16 protein-coding genes and 1 pseudogene are annotated in these 19,746 nt (G+C 69.5%); 12 read left to right on the forward strand and 5 right to left on the reverse strand.

The window, feature by feature from the left end; genetic code table 11:
* Nucleotides 1-109: 109 nt before the first annotated feature.
* The 3 genes from EER30_RS33940 to EER30_RS33950 all read left to right on the forward strand — a co-directional run bounded on the left by EER30_RS33940 (nucleotide 110) and on the right by EER30_RS33950 (nucleotide 4,631).
* Nucleotides 110-2,890 carry an ATP-binding protein gene (locus EER30_RS33940; protein ID WP_127504761.1) on the forward strand — a complete coding sequence of 927 codons (2,781 nt, stop codon included), beginning with the start codon at nucleotides 110-112 and terminating at the stop codon, nucleotides 2,888-2,890.
* A 107-nt stretch (nucleotides 2,891-2,997) separates the two neighbouring features.
* The gene (locus EER30_RS33945; protein ID WP_127504762.1) at nucleotides 2,998-3,918 is read left to right on the forward strand and encodes an NAD(P)H-binding protein; all 921 of its coding nucleotides are present in this window, start codon (nucleotides 2,998-3,000) and stop codon (nucleotides 3,916-3,918) included.
* On the forward strand, nucleotides 3,915-4,631 hold the full coding sequence (locus tag EER30_RS33950; RefSeq protein WP_205650535.1) for a CPBP family intramembrane glutamic endopeptidase: 717 nt from the start codon (nucleotides 3,915-3,917) through the stop codon (nucleotides 4,629-4,631). Before EER30_RS33945 ends, EER30_RS33950 begins: the two co-directional genes overlap by 4 nt.
* Here the strand turns inward: EER30_RS33950 and EER30_RS50070 are convergent.
* Together EER30_RS50070 and EER30_RS33960 are read right to left on the reverse strand one after the other, a co-directional pair.
* A pseudogene (locus EER30_RS50070) lies at nucleotides 4,579-4,932 on the reverse strand (response regulator); the annotation flags it as partial. The gene EER30_RS33950 and the pseudogene EER30_RS50070 overlap by 53 nt on opposite strands.
* A 104-nt stretch (nucleotides 4,933-5,036) precedes the next feature.
* Nucleotides 5,037-7,094 carry a serine/threonine-protein kinase gene (locus EER30_RS33960; RefSeq protein WP_240670462.1) on the reverse strand — a complete coding sequence of 686 codons (2,058 nt, stop codon included), beginning with the start codon at nucleotides 7,092-7,094 and terminating at the stop codon, nucleotides 5,037-5,039.
* 254 nt (nucleotides 7,095-7,348) lie between these two features.
* Here EER30_RS33960 and EER30_RS33965 point away from each other — a divergent pair, with 254 nt between their 5' ends.
* The 8 genes from EER30_RS33965 (at nucleotide 7,349) to EER30_RS34000 (ending at nucleotide 15,746) form a co-directional block, all read left to right on the forward strand.
* A complete protein-coding gene (locus tag EER30_RS33965) occupies nucleotides 7,349-8,494 on the forward strand; it encodes an endo-1,4-beta-xylanase (protein WP_127504763.1) in 1,146 nt (381 codons plus the stop codon).
* Between the two features lie 347 nt (nucleotides 8,495-8,841).
* A complete protein-coding gene (locus tag EER30_RS33970; RefSeq protein WP_205650536.1) occupies nucleotides 8,842-10,473 on the forward strand; it encodes a tannase/feruloyl esterase family alpha/beta hydrolase in 1,632 nt (543 codons plus the stop codon).
* Complete coding sequence (locus EER30_RS33975; RefSeq protein WP_127504764.1) at nucleotides 10,470-11,222, forward strand: ABC transporter ATP-binding protein; 753 nt, start codon at nucleotides 10,470-10,472, stop codon at nucleotides 11,220-11,222. Before EER30_RS33970 ends, EER30_RS33975 begins: the two co-directional genes overlap by 4 nt.
* The gene (locus tag EER30_RS33980; RefSeq protein ID WP_127504765.1) at nucleotides 11,215-11,907 is read left to right on the forward strand and encodes an ABC transporter ATP-binding protein; all 693 of its coding nucleotides are present in this window, start codon (nucleotides 11,215-11,217) and stop codon (nucleotides 11,905-11,907) included. The genes EER30_RS33975 and EER30_RS33980 overlap by 8 nt, the downstream gene beginning before the upstream one ends.
* Nucleotides 11,908-11,924: 17 nt before the next feature.
* Nucleotides 11,925-13,175, forward strand: a complete 1,251-nt coding sequence (locus EER30_RS33985; RefSeq protein ID WP_127504766.1) for an ABC transporter substrate-binding protein — start codon at nucleotides 11,925-11,927, stop codon at nucleotides 13,173-13,175.
* Entirely contained in the window at nucleotides 13,172-14,044 is an 873-nt protein-coding gene (locus EER30_RS33990) for a branched-chain amino acid ABC transporter permease (RefSeq protein ID WP_127504767.1), read from the forward strand. The genes EER30_RS33985 and EER30_RS33990 overlap by 4 nt, the downstream gene beginning before the upstream one ends.
* Nucleotides 14,041-15,069: a branched-chain amino acid ABC transporter permease gene (locus tag EER30_RS33995; RefSeq protein ID WP_127504768.1), complete on the forward strand. Its 1,029-nt coding sequence runs from the start codon at nucleotides 14,041-14,043 to the stop codon at nucleotides 15,067-15,069. The genes EER30_RS33990 and EER30_RS33995 overlap by 4 nt, the downstream gene beginning before the upstream one ends.
* Complete coding sequence (locus tag EER30_RS34000; RefSeq protein WP_127504769.1) at nucleotides 15,066-15,746, forward strand: TetR/AcrR family transcriptional regulator; 681 nt, start codon at nucleotides 15,066-15,068, stop codon at nucleotides 15,744-15,746. The genes EER30_RS33995 and EER30_RS34000 overlap by 4 nt, the downstream gene beginning before the upstream one ends.
* A gap of 9 nt (nucleotides 15,747-15,755) precedes the next feature.
* Here EER30_RS34000 and EER30_RS34005 read toward each other — a convergent pair whose 3' ends face one another.
* The 3 genes from EER30_RS34005 to EER30_RS34015 all read right to left on the reverse strand — a co-directional run bounded on the left by EER30_RS34005 (nucleotide 15,756) and on the right by EER30_RS34015 (nucleotide 17,957).
* Nucleotides 15,756-16,565, reverse strand: a complete 810-nt coding sequence (locus EER30_RS34005; RefSeq protein ID WP_127504770.1) for an alpha/beta fold hydrolase — start codon at nucleotides 16,563-16,565, stop codon at nucleotides 15,756-15,758.
* Nucleotides 16,562-17,125 carry a DJ-1/PfpI family protein gene (locus tag EER30_RS34010; RefSeq protein WP_127504771.1) on the reverse strand — a complete coding sequence of 188 codons (564 nt, stop codon included), beginning with the start codon at nucleotides 17,123-17,125 and terminating at the stop codon, nucleotides 16,562-16,564. Before EER30_RS34010 ends, EER30_RS34005 begins: the two co-directional genes overlap by 4 nt.
* Before the next feature lie 88 nt (nucleotides 17,126-17,213).
* Entirely contained in the window at nucleotides 17,214-17,957 is a 744-nt protein-coding gene (locus tag EER30_RS34015; RefSeq protein WP_127504772.1) for a GntR family transcriptional regulator, read from the reverse strand.
* Between the two features lie 416 nt (nucleotides 17,958-18,373).
* Here EER30_RS34015 and EER30_RS34020 point away from each other — a divergent pair, with 416 nt between their 5' ends.
* On the forward strand, nucleotides 18,374-19,729 hold the full coding sequence (locus EER30_RS34020) for an extracellular solute-binding protein (protein ID WP_240670463.1): 1,356 nt from the start codon (nucleotides 18,374-18,376) through the stop codon (nucleotides 19,727-19,729).
* Nucleotides 19,730-19,746 lie beyond the last annotated feature (17 nt).

Consider the following 19,746-nt stretch of genomic DNA (forward strand, 5'->3'; position numbering starts at 1 on the left):
CCGGCCACCCCCGCGACGATGACGGTTGGCATCGCCGAGCAGCTCACGGCTACGCCGTCGGGTCCGGGCCGGACGGTCCCCGTTCGAGGCGCTCATCTGGGGGGAACACATGACTGTCATCGACAAGATCCCGGTTCCGGCCCACGGGCCCGATCCGGTGGGTGCCGTCACGCTGAGGGGACGGGAATCAGCGCTGGCCCTGATCGATCGCCGCCTCGCCGATCTGCGCGACGGGCACGGCAACGTGCTGCTGCTCGACGGAGGACCGGGCATCGGCAAGACAAGGCTCCTCGACGAGTTACGGAGCCGGACCAACCGGGCCGGGTTACCCGTCCTGCGGGCCGAAGCCGTCGACGGGCAGCAGAATGTACGGTTCGCGCTGTTGGTGGCGGCCGTGTTCGGCGCCCAGCCACCGATCACCGAAGTACAGCACGTGCGCGACGCCGACCGACGCGGCGACCTCGGCTACTGGCTGGTTCACGAGCTGACCGAAGGGCTGCGGCGAGCCTCGACCCGTACACCCCTGGTGGTGATACTGGACGGTCTGCAATGGGCGGATTCCGCCACCACCAATGCGATCCGGGCGATCAGCGCCGGGCTGCGGAACTCCGCCGTGCTGTGGGCCCTGGCGGCTCGGCGGGACCAGGCCGGCGACGGGCTCCGGAAACTGTTCACCGAACTCGCCGACGGCGGCGCGGACACCGTGAGTCTGGGCGGGATTCGCGCGGCTGCCGTCCCGGCCCTGATCGAGGACGTCGTCCGCACGGCGGCCACGCCGCGATTGCTCGGGCTGGCCGAGCCGGCTGACGGCCACCCCTTCTGGCTCATCCAGTTGCTGTGCGGACTCCGCGAGGAGGATTGCCTGCACGGCACCCGAGGACCGGCGACGCTGCCTCGACGGATCACGCGCTTGATGCAGGAACGGTTGGAGGCCCTGACACCGCAGGCGCGGCGCCTGGTGCGAATGGCCGCCGTGATGCCGCCCCGGTTCACCGCCGACCACCTGGCCGGTCTGACGGACAGTCATGCCACCGAGCTGATCGAGCCCCTGGACGAGGCGATCCGGGCGGGACTGCTCGCCGTGGACGGCGCCCGGTTGCGCTTCCAGCCGGAGCTGCTGAGACACGCGACCCGCGAGACCATGCCGGTCTCTCTTCGACGGGCCCTGGACCGCGAGGCGGCCGAGGTGCTGCTGCGGGCCGGGGAGAATCCGGTCGAGGTAGCGGCCGGCGTGGCCGAGACGGCGGAAGTGGGTGACCGGCCGGCGGCCTCGGTGCTACGCGCGGCGGCCCGCGCTCTGGCCGCCTCCGACAGTGGCGCCGCGGCTGACCTCTGCGTCCGCGCTGTCGACCTGCTCACGGCGGACGACGCCGAGCGCGGGCCGACCGCGGCCGAAGCAGCCGAACTCCTGCACCGGGCGCACCGCGTGAGCGAGGCCGAGCTGCTCGCGGACCGGGTGATCGCGGGTCCGCTGACGACCGGCAGCGAGGCCGAGCTGCGTCTGACGATGTCAACGATGGCGTCCCGGCCGCTCACCGACCGGATCCGGGAGAATCACCTCGCGCTGAACCTCACGGGCATCGACCGGTCGACGCGGAGGCGGCACCACGTCCAGCTCGCTCAGAACCTGCTGCTGGCCGGCGATCACGAGTCGGCGTACCGGCTCGCGCGCCGGACGCTGGCGGGCACCCAGGAGACCGGCGACCCGGAACCCGATGGTGCCGCCCGGCTCGTGCTGGTCGCCACGCACATCGCCCGGGGTGACGCGAGCACCGCTTCGACGGAGCTCTCCGGGCTGCTGGGCAGCGGGCCGCCGCTCGCGCTCGGCGCCGACAACGTTCTGACAGCGGCGCTGTGGCACTGCCTCGGGTGTGACGAGGAAGGGGGAACCGTACTGAAGGACTGCCTGGGCCAGGCCCGGCGGGAACGCAACAGTCCCCTTCTCGCTCTGACCACCCATATCCGGGCGCAGGCCGGCCTGATCGCCGGCCGGCTGACCGACGCTCGCGCCGACCTGGACTCGATCGACCCGGACCACGAGCAGGGCTGGGCGCTCGTGCTCCGGATGGTGACCGCGGCCGGACTCGCCGTCCACCTGGGCGACCGGGACCTCGGCCGGGCGGCCACCGCGGCGGCCAAGCGCCTGCGCTCGGCGGACGGACCCAGCGAGCGGCGTTGGGCCGGCCGAGTCCTGGCCATGTCGGCCGCCCAGCGCGACGACATGGCGTACGCCTGCCGGTTGCTGGCCCAGGACTCCCTGGTGCCGGGCGCCCCACCGGTTCCGTACGACATGTCCTTCCTGGTCGCCGCGGCCCGGATCGCGGTGTCGGCCCGTGATCGCGATCTCCTCGAGCGGGTCACCACCGCCGCCGCCGCGCACACCGGGAACAGCGCCGCGCCGGCGTTCGCGGTCGGAGCCGATCATGTCGTTCGGCTGGTCGACGGCGACGCTGCGGGACTGCTCGCTGTCGCTGACCGGCACTCCGGCTCCCGGCCGCTGCTGGCCGCGGCGGCGACCGAGGACGCCGGCCGCATTCTGGTCGAGGACGGAAGCACAGCCGCCGGCCTGGAGCAGCTCAACCGGGCCTTCGACGCCTATGCCGCGGCCGGGGCCGTGGCCGACGCCCAGCGACTCCAACAGATGTTGCGCCGGCACGGCACGCACCGGCGGGTCATGAAGCGTCGCCCCAGCAGCGGCTGGGACAGCCTCACGGAGGCCGAGCTGGGCGTCGTCCGGATCGTCGCGACCGGTTCCACCAACCGCGAAGTGGCCGAACGTCTGTTTCTGTCGCCGCACACGGTCAACGCTCATCTCCGCAACGCCTACGCCAAGCTCGGCATCGCGTCCCGCGTGCGACTGGCGAACATGCTGCGAGACTACGACGGCTGACCCGCCGTGAGGCGGCGTAATCGATCAGGGTCTGGACCTCGGTGACCGTGTTCGAGTCCGATCCCCGAGGTGCGGGATTCCAGCGGCGCCGTGGGTAGTAGGAGCAGGTGAGAAAGACGGTTCTGGTAAGCGGCGCGTCCGGCTTCATCGGCTCCCACGTGGCTGCACGCCTGGCCGAGGAGGGTTACCGGGTGCTTGCCATGACCCGGCACCCCCGGGATTATCACGGCGCGGGGGAGCCGACCGAGGCGGATGTGTCCGATCCCGTCAGCCTGGCGGCGGCGTTCGCCGGGGTCGATGTGGCCTACTACCTGGTCCACTCGCTGGCCTCGGCCGATTTCGAACAACGCGACGCCGACGCCGCCCGCAACTTCGCGGAGGCCGCGGCCGCGGCTCAGGTGGAACGGATCATCTACCTCGGTGGGCTCGGCGCGAACGACGGCACGTTGTCGGCGCATCTGCGGTCCCGGCGGGAGGTCGAGGACATCCTCAGATCCGGTCCGGTGCCGGTGACCGTGTTACGCGCCGCGGTGGTCATCGGCCACGGCGGTATCTCCTGGGAGATGACGCGGCAGCTCGCCCACCGGTTGCCGGCGATGGTGACGCCGCGATGGGTGCGCACCCGGACCCAGCCGATCGCCCTGCCGGACGCGGTGCGCTATCTCACCGGGGTGCTCGAGCCGGTCGAGGCCCGCGGCCGCACGTACGAGATCGGCGGCCCGGAGGTACTGCGCTACATCGACATGTTGCAGCGCGTCGCCAAGATCCGTGGAAGCCGGCTGCCCAACCTCACCGTGCCGCTGCTGACCCCGCGGTTGTCGTCGGCGTGGCTCAAGTTCGTCACCGACGTCGACCTGGCAACCGCCCGCAACCTGGTCGACTCCATGTCCACCGAGGTGGTCGTGCACGACGACGCCATCATCCGGCTCGTTCCCGGCACGCCCCTCGGCTACGACGACGCGGTGCGGCTCGCCCTGGCCGACCGCGAGCGGGCCGCCCGGCACGACCGGCAGCGGGCGGCTCGGTGACGTCGGCCTGGCTGAGCCGCGCTCGACGTACCGTGGGTCCCTCGCTGATCGACCCGGTCGACCGCGACCACCACCAGACCGACCGGGAGTTCCGAAGGCGCCGCGTCGTCGTCGCGATCACCCTGCTGGCCGGCGCCGTCCTGCTGGGGATCTCCCTGTCGGTACGCCCCGGCGACGACGTCTTCTACCTGCTCACGGTGCTGGTGGCGCTCACCTGGGTCACCGGAGCGCTGCTGTCCGGGCCGCTGCACCTGGGCCGCATAACGGTCCGCGACCGGCTGCGACGCCCGATCGTCACGCCGATCGTCACCGGGCTCCTGCTGGGCGCCGTCTTCGTGGCCGGCTCGCTCGTCGTCCGCGAACTGCCGCCGCTGCGTGAGCTGGTCAACAGCGTCCTGGCCCACGCCCGGTACGGCGCCGTCGTGCCGATCGTCGCCGTCACGCTCCTCAACGGCGTGGCCGAGGAGGTCTTCTTCCGCGGAGCGCTGTTCGCCGCGATCGGCCGGCGGCACGCCGTCCTCATCTCCACCGTGATCTATGCGGCGGCGACGGTCGCCACCGGCAACCTCATGCTGGTGTTCGCCGCTTTCGTGCTCGGCCTGATCCTGGCCCTGCAGCGCCGCGCATCCGGTGGCGTCCTCGCCCCCATCCTGACCCACATCACCTGGTCGACGACGATGGTGCTGGCGCTGCCCGCCTTGATCCGCGAGTAAGTGACACCAGTTCGGCGGCCACGCCCGGTTCGAGGACTGATTCGCCGCGGACGGCGGCGCGGACGGCTTCCATCAGCCGTTCCGAGGAAGCGTCCTTGACCAGGTAGCCGATCGCCCGGCGCGGATCGCGGGGAACACGTCGGCGTCGTCGTCGAAGGTGGTCAGGGGCGATCACCTTGACCTGCGGGTGGTTCGCTCGGACGTGCCGGGTCGCGGTCGTCCCGTCCATCACCGGCATCCGCAGGTCCACCAGCACCACGTCCGGTGACGCCCCGCCCGGCCAGTTCCACTCGGCCGCCCCGGCCTGGGCCTTGCGATCACGGCGTCGCGATGCGCCGCTGCCCGCCGAGCCGGAACCGTTTCACCAGACGTACGAGGTGTCGTAGGGACCGCGGCGCGACCCGGTCAAGAGTTGTCGATTTTGGTCAGGGTGGTGGCCTCACCGTTGGTGACGGTGACCGCCACCAGGCCGCCCTGACTCGCGGTCAGCCACTTCGTGAACTTGGCCGCCGAGATCGACCGGCCGGCGCCGGCGCGCACCGAAACGATGTCGGCGCCCCCGTCCACGTTCTCCCACACCGTCAGCTTCGGCGCCGACCGGACCGGGATCGTCACCTTCGTGCGGCTCTCGACGATCTGGAACGGGTCGCTGCACCGGATATCACTCGGATCGATCTTGAATTGCTTGCAGTAGTCCGCGCTGTCCATCACGATCACGGGCTGGGCCACCGCGGAGTGCGCGACCGGATCGTACGAGTAAAGCTCCACGACCGACTGGCTGGAACCGGTCGTCGGATCGGTGAAGTGCGCCGGCTGACCCACCACCGGCGACCGGAGATCGACGTTCGCGAAGGCGACCGTGGCGTCCCGATCGCTGGCGTCGTTGAGCACACCGAGCACCACCCGGCCCGCGACCAGCTGCGGGTCGGTGACCGGCATGCTCACAGCGGGCGTGCCGTCGACCGTCACCTGGGCGATGCCGTTGCGCACGGCGATGCCGGCCCGGTGCGTCCGCCCGACCCGGAACGCGGTCGAGGCGACCCGCTGCTCCGAGGTGAACCCGTTCCCCGAGCTCTCGTCGATCCCGAGCCGGATCTCGTTCTCGCAGAACGAGGCCGCGTATCCGCGCTGGTCGACCATCCGGAACCAGATCACCGCGCAGGCGCCCGGCGAGACTACGCCGACGTCGGCCGTGATCGTCTGGTCGCCCGCGAACGAATCCGGCGACCCCTTGCACTGATAGAGGGGAGACATGTGGGTCGTCGCCAGCATCCGCCGGTCGAAGGTGCACCACCCGGCGGCGCTGTCGGCAGCCCGGTCGGCCTTCCACAGGCCGGGCCGGTCGAGCTGGTCGGACACCCCCGGCCCCTGAATCCGCGGCGGGCCCGCGACGGCCACCGACGACCGGGGCGCGGGCGCACTTCGCGACGCCGACGGCGACGACACCGACGCCTCGCCCCGCTGGTCGCGCGCCAACGCGAACCCGGCGCCGGCGCACACGACGGTCGCCGCCGCGGCCACGGCCACCCAGCGGCCGGCCCGCCGACGACCGGGGGCGCGTACGCCGGAAGTCCGCACCCGGCCCGTGAGCTGCGCCGCCTCAGCCGCCATGAGCAGCTCCGGCCGCTGGGCGAGCGCTCCCCCGGTCTCCGCCGCCAGCAACAGGTCGAGCAGCTCATGCGCGGTCGGCCGCTCGGCCGGATCCTTGGCCAGCGTGCGGCCCACCAGGTCACGCAACGACCCGTCCAGCCCCGTCAGGTCGGGCGGCTGGGTCAGAATGCGCGCCGCCGTAGCGGCCGGCGAATCCGCCCGGAACGGGGTACGGCCGGTCGCCGCGTAAGCCACCACGACACCCCACGCGAACACGTCCGCCGCCGGCCCCACCGTGTGGTCCGAGTCGCTGTCGAACCGCTCCGGCGCCATGTACGCCACCGTGCCGACCATCTGATCGGTCTTGGTGTGCCGGCTGGTCGCCTCGAGCGCCCGCGCGATCCCGAAGTCGATCACCTTGGGGGTGCCGAGCGAGAACAGCACGTTCTGCGGTTTCAGATCTCGGTGGATGACCCCCACGCCGTGGATCGCCGCCAGCGCCGTGGCCACCCCGACCGCCACGCTGTGCAACGTGCCGCCGTCCAGCGGCCCCCGCTCCCGGATCACGTCGGAGAGACTCGGCCCGTCGACGTACTCGACGACCAGGTATGGAGTGTCGTGATCGGGGTCGGCGTCGAGCACCGCCGCCGTGCAGAAGCCGGGCACCTCGCGGGCCCGGTTGACCTCGCTGCGAAAGCGCCCCCGGAACTCGGTGTCCCAGGCGTGCTCGGCCCGCAACATCTTGACCGCCACCAGCCGGCCGTCCGGCGAGCGCCCAAGAAAGACGGTGCCCATGCCGCCCTCGCCGAGACGACCGAGCAGCTCGTAGTCACCAAGCCGGCGGGGATCGTTCGGCATCATTGAATGGGTCACACGCGGCAGGGTAGCGGCATCCCACCGGACCCGGCACACCGCGATTCGCAGCGGATCCCCCATGCCGGCGGACGACGCATCACCGCGACAACCGATGATCGGGGGACGCGACCGGGCTCCATGATCACGCTCTGCTACTAATCGGTGCGAGGACCCTTGACCGCACGAAGAGGTGACGCATAGATTCCTGTCACTACTTCCGGAAGGGATTCGAAAGTTTCGGACCCTCATCGTCCTCGTCGCAAGGAGTTCCGGTGCGTCCTCATCGGCTTACCCTTTCTGTCGTCAGCGCCGTCGTGCTGCTGGGCGGACAGCTGACGTTCGCCGGGTCGGGCCCGGCGGGCGCCGCGCCCGCCGCCGCGAAACCGTCGCCACCGGCCTACCCGGCCGATTCGCTGCGGGCGCTCGCCGCCCGCGTGGGCCTGCGCATCGGCACCGCCGTGAACCCCGACCTGCTCGGCACGAACGCCAAATACACCCAGATCACCGCGGAGCAGTTCTCGTCGGTCACCGCGGAGAATGCGATGAAATGGGCCGAGGTGGAGCCCACCCGCGGCGTTCACACCTGGGAGAAGGCCGACCAGCTCGTCGCCTTCGCCAAGAAGAACAAGCAGCTGGTACGCGGCCACACGCTGCTCTGGCACAACCAGCTACCGGCGTGGCTGTCCTCCGACGGCTACACGACCACCCTGTCGAACGACGAGGTGAAGGCGGTCCTGAAGAAGCACATCTTCGACCAGATGCGCCACTTCAAGGGCGACATCTGGCAGTGGGACGTGGTCAACGAGGCCTTCGACGACAACGGGCAGCCCCGCCAGACGATTTGGTACAAGGCGTGGGGCGGCCTCGGCTACATCGCCGACGCGTTCCGCTGGGCGCACCAGGCCGACCCCAAGGCCCTGCTGTTCTACAACGACTACAACCTCGAGTTCACCGGGGCGAAGAGCGACGCCGTGTACGCGTTGACGCGTTCGCTTCAGGCACAGCGTGTGCCGATTCAGGGCATCGGATTCCAGGGGCACCTCTCCACCCAGTACGGCTACCCCGACCTGTCGAACAACCTCGAGCGCTTCGCTGCCCTGGGGCTCAAGGTCGCCCTCACCGAGGTGGACGTCCGCACGCAGACCAAGGCGGACGCCGTCAACGAGCCGGTGAACCCGCTCGCCCCGTACGCCCAGGAGAGCTACTGGTCCCGCACGCTCAAGGCGTGCCTGGCGGTCCGTGCCTGCGTCTCGTTCACGCCGTGGGGCTTCGGCGACGCTTACTCGTGGGTGCCCGGCTGGTTCACCGACCCGCAGGAGGGCGCCGCCCTGATCTACGACGAGCAGCTCAACCCGAAGGGACAGTACGACGTGCTGCGGCAGGATCTGGCGCTCGCCTCGGGCGCCCCGCGCCGCTGAGCACGACCCGCTGCCGTGGCGGCCCGCCCCCGCTACCGCCAGCGCGACAGCAGCGTCGCCGAAACTCTCGGCGAGGAAGGCGCGTCGAGAAACGGGCTGCGGCAGTTGCGCTCTGCCGAACTGCCGCAGCCCGTTCCGCTGATGTGTACGCGCTCGGGCTGATCCGGCCGGGCGCGTTCGAGCGGGACCTCCGGGGCGTCGACATATCGGCCAAGATCGATAGTCCTGTGCGGACATTCCTCGGGTTTTCCCTTGCGACTCCAATGTGACCCATGGCACAGTCATTGGCACTCAGTGCCGCGCAGCCATGATTTGGCGGCACAGCGTGCTCGTCTGGAGGTTCGCAAATGAGTCGAATGCTGGCACTCGCGACCGCGGTGGTGAGTGCGACGGTGATCTTCGGGCCGAGCCCGGCCTCGGCCACAACGAGCACGCCGCCAAGATGCGCGGAGCTGACCGGAACGGCGATTCCGTCGTCGGCGATCAGCCTGCCGACCCGGGGCGGCCGCGTCGACTCGGCATCCGTGGTGACCCGGGTGGTGAGCGGCCGGACTGTTGAGTTCTGCAGCGTCGGCGCGTCGCTCTTCCCGAAGGACCCGTCCGCTCCGGACATCAGGCTGCAGCTCGCGATGCCCGTCGGCTGGAACCGCGGCACGATGATGTTCGGGGGCGGCGGCTACAACGGAACAATCCCCGACATCACCCAGAACGTGCCGTTCGGGCGGCCCGATGCGCCCACTCCCCTGGCTCGGGGATATGCGACCTACGCCAGCGATTCCGGCCATCAGGCCGGACCGGCCGGATCCCTGGACGGGTCCTTCGGCGTCAACGACGAGGCCCTTCGAAACTTCGCCGCCGGCGATGCGCTCAGGAAGACCCACGACGCCGCCATGTATCTCGTCCGTCGTGGCTATGGCGCCGGACCCGGCCTGACGTTCTTCGCGGGCGGCTCGACGGGCGGTCGCGAGGCCCTGGTCGTGGCGCAGCGGTGGCCGACCGCGTTCGACGGCGTCATCTCCGCCTACCCCGCCTGGAACAACACGGCCGAAGGCCTCTACCTCGGCTATCTGACGCAGGTGATGTCCCGGCCCGGCGCGTTCCCCGGGCCGGCCAAGCAGACGCTGCTCTACAACAGCGTCATGGCGGCCTGCGACGGGCGCGACGGTGTCGAGGACCGCATCATCTCGAACCTCGGCGGCTGCCACTTCGACCCCCGGGTGCTCCGCTGCCCGGCCGGCGCCGACTCCGGGCCGGCCTGCCTCTCCGACCCGCAGATCGCCTCGGTCACGGCAGCGTCCACACCGTTCCATTGGCCGTACCGCATCGCCAGCGGCGAGCGGTACTACCCCGGATTCCCGTTCCTGTCGGGCGCTGACATGAGGACGCCCTATCTCGGATTCGGCACCACCGCGCCCGCCAACCCCATGCCGGCCACCAGCGGGTACGGGTTCCAATACTGGGACCAGTGGGTGAAGTACTTCCTGACCCGGGACGCCGGTCACAACTCCCTGGTCGTGGACCCACGGCGACCCGGGAAATGGCTCCCCCGGATCAGCTACCTCTCCACCATCCAGGACCGCAACAACGCGGACCTTCGTCCCTTCGCGCGGGCCGGCGGACGGATGATCCTGATGCACGGCTCCGCGGACGAGCTGGTCTCCCACCGGTCCACGAACGACTACTACCGACGCGTGCTGGCCACGGCCGGAGCCCGGCAGACCAACGCGTTCCTGCGGTACTACGTGGCGCCGGGCGCGAACCACGCCAACTTCGGTGCGCCCGCGTTCGCCGCCACCTGGGACTCGCTGTCCGCCCTGGAACGCTGGGTGCGGGACGGGCAGCCGCCGTCCGGGCCGGTGGTGCAGGACCCCCGGGACGGCCGGACACGGCCGCTCTGCGAATACCCGGGCTGGCCGAGATACCGCTCGGGTGATCCCGGGAGCGCCCAGAGCTTCGTGTGTGCCCAGGGGACCAAGTGAGGGCGGCGATCCGTACCCGGGCCTTGACCAAGGTCTTCCGGGGTTTCCGTGCGGTCGACGAGGTCGACCTGGAGGTTCGTGAGGGCAGCGTGCACGCGCTGGTCGGTCCCAACGGTGCGGGCAAGACGACGTTGTTCAACCTGTTGACCGGCTTCCTGTCCCCGACGTCCGGGACGATCACGGTGTTGGACGAGGACGTCACCGGCCTGCCGCCCGAACGGGTCGCACGCCGCGGCGTGGCCCGGTCGTTCCAGATCACCAGCCTCTTCGACACCCTGACGAGCCGCGAGCATGTGGAACTCGCACTTCAAGGGCACACCCGGCACGGGTTCCGGTTCTGGCGGTCGGAGAGACTACTCGGCCGGCATCGCGCCCGCGTGGACGAACTGCTTGAGCAGGTGGGACTGATGCCGCTGGCCGACAAGCAGGCCGGGCTTCTCGCGTACGGGCAGAAACGCGCGCTGGAGCTGGCTCTGGTGCTGGCGCTGGACCCGCCGGTGATGCTCCTCGACGAGCCGACGGCCGGGATGGGGATCGAGGATGTCGACCGTACGATCGATCTGGTCCGTCGCCTCGCGGCCGGTCGCACCGTGGTGTTCGTCGACCACAACATGCACGTCGTCGGCAGCCTGGCCGACCGGGTGACGGTGCTGCAGCAGGGCCGCATCCTGGCCGAGGGCGGCTACGACGAGGTCCGCACCGACGAACGGGTGATCACCGCGTACCTGGGTGAGGCCGAGCATGCTTGAGGTCACCGGACTGACGGCGTGGTACGGCCAGGCGCAGGCGCTGCACGGGGTCGACCTTCGGGTGGACGAGGGCGAGGTCGTCTCGCTGGCCGGCCGTAACGGCGCCGGCAAGACCACCCTGGTGCGGTGCCTGATCGGGCTGCACAGGCAGGCCGGCGGCACCGTACGTCTGCACGGCCGCGACATCACCGGCCGGCCGGCGCACCGCCGAGCCCGCGCCGGCATGGGCTGGGTTCAGGACGACCGCGGCATCTACGCGGGCCTCACTGTCGAGGAGAACCTACTGTTGCCGCCCACGGTCTCCGACCGGGCCTGGGCGCTGAAGCAGGTCTACGACGCCTTTCCCGTGCTCGCCGAGCGCCGCAAGGCGCCCGGCACCACGCTCTCCGGCGGGGAGCAGCAGATGCTGGCCATCGCCCGGGTACTGCGGACCGGCGCCCGTCTGCTGCTCATGGACGAGCCATCGGAGGGCTTGGCCCCGGTGGTCGTAGCCCGGATCGGGGCGATCATCCGCGAGATCAAGGCCACCGGCGCCGGCGTGCTGCTGATCGAGCAGAACGTCAAGTTCGCCGCCACCGTGGCCGACCGGCACTACCTGCTCAGCCAGGGCCGCATCGTCGAGTCCCTCGACAACGACGATTTCCGGCGCCGCGAGGGCGACCTGCTCAAACACCTCGGCATCTGACCACTGGGGAGAACAGCATGGAGAGCAAGCGAAAGTGGGCCTGCGCCTCGGCCCTGACGGTGACGATGCTGCTGAGCGCCTGCGGTGGTGGCGGCCCCGGAAGTTCGGGCGGTGACTTCACGGGCGACAAACTGGTGCTGGCGGTCCTCAATGACCAGTCCGGGATCTACAAGGACGCGTCAGGGCCGAACTCCGTCAAGGCGGTCAAGATGGCCGTGGCCGATTACCAGAACAAGTACGGCGACAAGGCGGTCGTCACCAAGATCGAGGTGACCTCGACCGACCATCAGAACAAGCCGGACATCGCCAACACCAAGGCCGCCGAGCTGTACGAGCGCGGCGGGGCGGACGTCATCCTGGACGTGCCGACCTCGTCCGCCGCCCTGGCCGTTGCCAACCAGGCGAAGAACCACAAGAAGCTGTTCCTGGACGTGAGCGCGGCGACCACGGCGCTGACCGGGGCCCAATGCAACAAGTACACGTTCCAGTGGGCGTACAACACCTATCTGCTCGCCAACGGCACCGGCGCGACGGTCACCCGCAACGGTGGCAAGAAATGGACGATCATCTACCCCGATTACGAGTTCGGCCAGAACATGACCAAGTCCTTCACCGACGCGGTCACGAAGGCGGGTGGCACGGTTCAGGAGACCATTCCGACGCCGTTCCCGAACGAGAACTTCGCGACCTTCCTCACCAAGGCCGGCAGCGGCAACCCCGATGTGATCGGCACGATGCAGGCCGGCGGTGACCTGATCAACCTGGTCAAGCAGTTCAACGAGTCGGGGCTGAAGGACAAGGGCGTCGAGCTGGCCGTCGGGCTGATGCTCATCAACGACATCCACTCGCTGGGCGTGGAGCAGTTCGCCGGCACGCTGTTCACCGACCCCTGGTACTGGAACCAGGACCCCGAGGCCCGAGCCTGGGCCGACCGGTTCCTGGCCGAGACCGGGGCCCGCCCGAGCTTCGAGCACGCCGGCAACTACTCAGCCGCGCTGCAATACCTGGAGGCGGTCCAGGCGGCCGGCACCGACGACGCCGACAAGGTGGTCGCCAACCTCGAGGGCAAGAAGGTCAACGACGTGTTCCTGCGCAACGGCGAGATCCGGGCGACGGACCACTCCGTCGTCCACGACGCGAACCTCGCCCGCGTCAAGAAGCCGGCCGACGTGAAGGAGGACTGGGACTACGAGGAGATCGTGGCCAAGATCCCGGCGGCCGAGGGGTTCCCGCCGGCCGAGGCGTCCGGCTGCTCGATGAAGCCATGAGTGCGGTCGTTCAGTACGCCGTACAGGGGTTGGCGGCCGGCAGCTTCTACGCGTTGGCGGCGCTGGGGCTGGCGGTCATCTTCGGGGTCCTGGGCGTGGTGAACTTCGCGCACGGCGCGTTCTACATGCTCGGCGCGGTCGCCACGGCGGTTCTGCTCGACACCCTCGACCTCACGCTGTGGTGGTCGCTGCTGGTGGTGCCGGTGCTGATGTTCGGGTTCGGCGTCGTGGTGGAGCTGCTGCTCGTCCAGTGGCTGCTCCGGCTCGATCCGCTCTACAACCTCTTGCTCACGTTCGGCCTTACGCTGGTCCTGGTCGAGCTGGTCAAGCAACGGTACGGCGTTTCCGGGCTGCCGTACCGGCTGCCGGGCGGGCTGCAGGGACGCGTCGATCTGTCCGGCGTGGTGCTGCCGCGCTACCAGTTGTTCGTCCTGCTGTTCTCGGTCGCGGTGTGTGTGCTCGTCTGGCTGGTGATGACGCGGACCCGGATCGGCATGATCGTCCGGGCGGCGACCGAGAAACCCGAGCTCGCCCGAGCGCTGGGCATCAACGTCGGACGCTGGGTGACGCCGGTCTTCGGCTTCGGCGTCGCGCTCGCCGGCCTGGCCGGGGTGCTCGCCGCGCCGTTCCGGGCGATCACCGCCGAGATGGGCAACAACTTCGCGATCATCCTGTTCGCGGTCGTGGTCATCGGGGGGCTCGGGTCGATCGTCGGGGCGGTGGTCGCGGGCTTCCTGGTCGGCCTGGTCGAAGCCTTCGGCCAGGCGTACGCCCCGACGTTCGCGCAAATCCTGATCTTCGTCCTGATGGCCCTGGTCATCCTGATCAGACCGGCCGGTTTGTTCGGACGGCAGGAGGCGACAACATGACCCAGTCCGTGATCACGCAGGCTCCGGCCGACGGGGCCGACGTTGCCGTGGCCGCGAGCAACCCGAGGCTGCGGTGGATCCTGCTCGCGGCCGGCCTGGTGGCGGCGCTGGCGCTGCCCTGGTTCGTGTATCCGCCGGTGGCGATGGACATCGTGGCGCTGGCGCTGTTCGCGATCGCTCTGGACATCCTGCTCGGCTACACCGGTCTGCTGTCCTTCGGACACGCGGCGTTCTGGGGCAGCTCGGCGTATGTGACCGGTCTGATCGCCACGCATTACGGCCTGCCGTTCCCGGTGGCCGTCATCGGTGGCGCGGTCTTCGCGATGATTCTCGCGCTTCCCATCGGGTACGTGTCGGTGCGCCGCTCCGGGATCTATTTCGCGATGGTCACCCTCGCCTTCGCCCAGATGGTCTACTTCATCGGCTATCAGTGGAGCGACCTGACGGGCGGCGAGAACGGGCTGCAAGGCGTACCCCGGTCGTTCTTCGGCATCGAAGCGGTCGAGACCGACTCGTTCTACTTCTATTACGCGGCCCTGCCGATCCTGCTGTTCGGCATGTGGGCGGCGTGGCGGATCGTGCACTCGCCGTTCGGGCGGGTGCTGGTGTCGATCCGCGACAACGCGCCGCGTGCCCGGGCGCTCGGCTACGAGGTCGACAAATACAAGGCCGTCGCCTTCGTGCTCTCCGCCGGCCTGACCGGCCTGGCCGGTGGTGTGTTCGCCATCAGCCACGGGTTCGTCGCACTGACCGAACTGCACTGGACCACCTCGGGCGACGTCGTGCTGATGACGGTCCTCGGCGGCATCGGCACGTTGTGGGGCGGCATCGTGGGCGCGTTCCTGACCGTGATGCTCGCCGACTACCTCGCCTCCTCCGGCTTCCACGGCATCGACCTGATCACCGGCTCGGTCTTCGTCCTCGTGGTGCTGCTGTTCCGCCGCGGAGTCTGGGGTACCGTCCGCCACCAGTGGAATTCCCGGCGGCGGCGCCGCACAACGTCAGGAGAGGGCACCGGTCGGTGACTTCGCGGAGAATACTCGACACCAAGTACCGGATCTCGGAAACGGCGATGGCCCTGTTCCTGAAGGAGGGCTACGCGAACGTCACGGTCGAGGCCGTCGCCGAGGCGTCCAGCGTGTCCCGCCGTACTGTTTTCCGGCATTTCGAAAGCAAAGACGAACTCGTCTTCCCGGACCACACCGAACGCCTCGGGCTGGTCGAGCGGTGTCTCGCGGCGGCTCCGGAAGGCTCCGATCCGGTGGATGCCGTCATCACGGCCACCGCGGAGTCGCTGCGTGAGTTCCTCAGCCGGCCCGAACTCGTCCTCCGGCGCTACAAACTGACGCGTATCGTGCCCGAGTTACGCAAGCGGGAGGTCGTCGAACACGAGCGGTACGTGGCACTGACCCGGTCGTACCTGCGCGATCATCTCCCGCCCGACGCACCCCCGTTCCAGCCGATGGCCCTCGCCGCCCTCATCGACGCGATCCACCGATCGGCGCTCGGCAACTGGGTACGCGGCGGCGGCGCCACCGACCCCGAGGCCGAACTGATGGCGGGCATGGAATGGGTGCGCCGCATGGTGGATCACCAGTCGGCGTTCTCGACCGCTCCTCTGCTTCTCGCGGTGCTCCCCGACACGCCGCAGACCCGCCGCATGCTGACCTCGTTGAAGGACGCCGCGGAGGAACTGCCCTGACCACGGCGATCAGTGATCTCGGTCCTGGCGGAGGAAGCACGACAGGAGGTGCCGGAACTCGCGCGGGTGCTCGATCGCCGGCACGTGTCCGCATCGACCGAGCACGTGAAGGCGGACGTCGATCAGGTGGTCGAGCAGGGGCAGGGCGGCGGTCGCGAGCGGGGTGATCCGGTCCTGGGCGCCGTGTACGAGCAGCACTGGCGCGCGGATCGCGGCCAGCGTCGGCGCCGTCAGGGTGAGGTCGGCGGCCCACCGTGCCCTGGGTGGAGGGAACAGCGACGCGAATGCGGCCGCCCCCGTTCGCATCGCGGCCGCACGCGCGTCGACTGCCGAATCGGTCACGAGCGCCTGGTCGAGGAAAAGGCGACTCAGCATGTCTCGTGCCCCGAGCGGGCCGGGAGGGGCGGCCCAGAGCGCGTCGAGGTCGGCTGAGAGCGGCGCTCCGGGTGCTCCCATCGTCGAGACCGCGACGACATGGGTGACCTGCTGGGGGCGCGCGGCCGCCAATGCCAGCGCCACGGCACCGCCCATCGAGTGACCCACCACGGCGTAGTGCTGGGCCCCGAGGGCATCCATCAGTCCGGCGGCCTGCTCCGTCCACAGTCGCAGCCCGCCCCGGGAGCCCGCCGGGACCGGCGTACGGCCGAAGCCCGCCTGGTCGGGGGCCACCACGTGCCAGGACGGGCCGAGCGCCTGCGCCGTCGCCGCCCAGGCTCCGGATCCGGTCGTACCGGGTCCGGAGCCGTGCAGCATCAGAACCACGGGCCCGGCGCCGCTCTGCAGGACGTGGACCGGGGAGCCGTCGACGGTGACCGTCACGCGGAGTTGACGGACTTCGAGAAGACCTCCATCATCGCCCGGCCGAACTGCGGCATGTCGGGCCAGCCCCGGCAGGAGACGAGGTTGCCGTCCACGACGTCGGGAGCGTCGATGACCGTCGCGCCCGCGTTCTCCATGTCACCGGTGATCGGCGGGAAGCACGCCGTCTTGCGACCTTTCAGCAGCCCGTAGACCGCCGGCACCTGCGCGCCGTGGCACACCAGCGCGATGGGGAGGTTGCGCGCGAAGAAGTGCTCGGTGATGCGCCGGACGTCGGCGTCGACCCGGATCCACTCGGGGGCCCGTCCGCCGGGGATGATGAGGGCGTCGTAGCGCTCGACGTCGACCTCGGCCCAGGGCACGTCGACCGGCAGCTTCCGGCCGTTCTTCTCCACGTAGGCGTCGGAGTTGGGGTCGAACTCGTGGATGACCAGTTGCACGTCACGCAGCGTCCGTGACGAGACGTCCACGTCCCAGCCGCCCTCCTGCACGCGGTAGTAGGGATACATGGTGTCGAGCTCCTCGGCGGCGTCGCCGGTCAGGAGCAGCGCTCTGGGCACCTGCTTCTCCTCGCATCTGGGGGCGGTTTAGGCAAATCCAATCCGATCCGATCCGGTCGAACCAGCATTCCCCGGCCCGGCCCGCCCGTCAAGCCTCCACCTCCGTACAGTCCTCGTCCTTGACCTCGTCGAACAACCGCCGGAAACGCTCGCCGGACCGCAGGATGTGCCGGCGCATCGCGTACGCGGCGGCGTCGGGATCACGCGCTGCGATCGCGGCCACCACCTGGTCGTGCTCGTCCATGGCCAGGTGGGTGACCTGGGTGTCGTGGTGCAGGCGGAAAAGGTGCACGTGGCTGTGCAGGCGAGCGAGCGCTTCACGGATGACCTGGTTCTCCGCGCTCAGGGCGATGAGATTGTGCAGAGCGGCGTCGCGCAGTCCGAAGGCGCCGTACGCCGTGAGCCCGCTGCCGCCCTCCAGCTCGGCCATCTCATCCAGCATTCGTCGCAGGCCCGCCACCTGCTCCAACGACGCGCGTTCGGCGGATCGGCGCGCCGCCGCGGGCTCGAGGAGCAGGCGGACCTCGAGCATGTCCTCGAATCGCTGACGGGTGATTTGAGGGGGAATGCGGTAGCCGGCGTGGGGCACCCGCACGACCAGGCCCTCCGCCTCCATGCGATTCAGAGCGTCTCGGATCGGCGTCTGCGAGACCCCCAACTCTCGCGCCAGGACGTCGATCGTGACGCGGGAGCCGGGTTCGATCCGGAGCGACATCAGCTGTCCGAGCAGGGTTTCGTACACGTCGTCGGCCAGCCTGCCACCGGCTCGGCCAGCCGTTGTCTCGCCCGTCATGGCCCGGCTGACCCGCGCGATCGTCGCTTCGTCGTCCATCGTGACGTGAGGTCCTCTCTTGCGCCTTCACGGACTGTTGACATCACTCGCAACGCTGCGTCATGCTGACGCCCTCACCAGATCGTATAGGAAATGCGCGGGATGCTCGCCATCCCGCACCGGCGCGGAACCGCCCGCATCGCTCCACTTCGATCACCTGAACCTCTCAGAAGCTTGCTCGACGTCCTGTCCGGTCCGCCACCGCACCGCAATGGACGAGGACTCGTGACGCCGGCTCTCCGCAACAACCCGGCAACACCTCCGCAACACCTCAGAAATTGAACGGCGAAGCACATAGCGAGGCTCCAGAAGTCCCTTCCCAGAAAGCAGGCAAGAACATGCGGTATCCCAGGCGAATAGGGCGAGGCTCCAGTCCCGGTCGAAGGGTCCAGCTGGCCGCGGCGGCCATAGTTCTCGTGGCCACGACCATGGCGGCCTGCAGCGACGGCGAGGACGGCGCCGCCCAGGTGAGCGCGCCCAAGGCGCCGGCGGCCATCCCGGAGCTCACCAAGGACCCGCTGACCCTCAGCTTCATCTGGTTCGAGTGGCCCCCCGCCCAGGCACTCGAGAAGTTCGCGAACGAGGAGTACAAGAAGATTCGGCCGAACGCGACCATCAAGGTCAACACCGTGCCGAACGCGAACTGGCACGACGCGATGTTCACCCAGTTCGCCGCGCGCAAGACCGACTTCGACATCGCGATCCTGGACTCGCAACACATCGGCGAGGCCGTGACGAACGGCAACATCCTCGACCTCACCGATTTCGTCAAGAACAACATCGACACCAGTGCCTACAGCCCGTACCTCCTGGCCGCCTACGGCCAGTACCCCCAGGCCGAGACCGGCAAGCGCGACGAAAGCGCCAGCCTGTACGGACTGCCGCTGCTCGGCGACACCTGGACGATGATCTACCGCAAGGACCTGATCGGCGACAAGGCACCGCAGACCTGGGACGAGATGATCGCGGCCGCCACGAAGTGCCAGGCGGACAATCCCGGCGTCAGCGGACTCGCGTTCCACCAGGCCAACGGCTCCGACGCCGCGGCCGTCACCTACAACACGGTCAACGGCGTCTACGGCGGCAACCTCTGGGACGCCAAGACCCGCAAGATCGACGGCGTCCTCAACGACCCGGCCGGCCAGGAGGCGATGGACGTCCTGGTCAACAAGATGAAGCCGTTGACCGCCAAGGGCTCCGGCAACTGGTTCATCGACGAGGTGAACGCGGCGGTCGCCCAGGGCAAGGCCTGCATCGCGTTCAACTGGATCGCCGCGAGCGGCGGCCTGCTCGACCCGAAGCAGTCGACGCTCGGCAAGTCGCGGGAGCAGATTCTCGGCAAGCTGGGGTTCGCCACCCTGCCGAAGCAGAAGACCGACCTGGTGCCTCTCGGCGGCATGGGGATGCACGTGTCGGCCTACTCCTCCGCGGCGAACCAGGCCGAGGCGTTGAACTTCATGAAGTGGTTCGAGCAGGCTGACATCCAGAAGAAGTGGGCCGCGGCCGGCGGCGTGCCGTCGCGGACGGACGCCATTCAGTCGCCCGAGTTCCTCAACGCCGGGCCGTTCAACAAGGTGTACGCCGACTCGGTGCCGCGGATGCGGGACATGTGGAACGTGCCCGAGTACGCACGTCTGGTCGACATCGAGAACACCAACGTGAACGCGGCCCTCAACGGCGCGAAGAGCCCGACCGACGCGCTCAACGACATCGCCAAGGAGCAGCAGAGCGTGCTCGACTCCAGCGGTAAAAAGGGCGGCGGCGGACTGTGAGTGCCCCCGTCCCTCTG

It is taken from the genome of Actinoplanes solisilvae, assembly GCF_003999975.1.
GTDB classification, from domain to species: Bacteria; Actinomycetota; Actinomycetes; order Mycobacteriales; family Micromonosporaceae; genus Actinoplanes; species Actinoplanes solisilvae.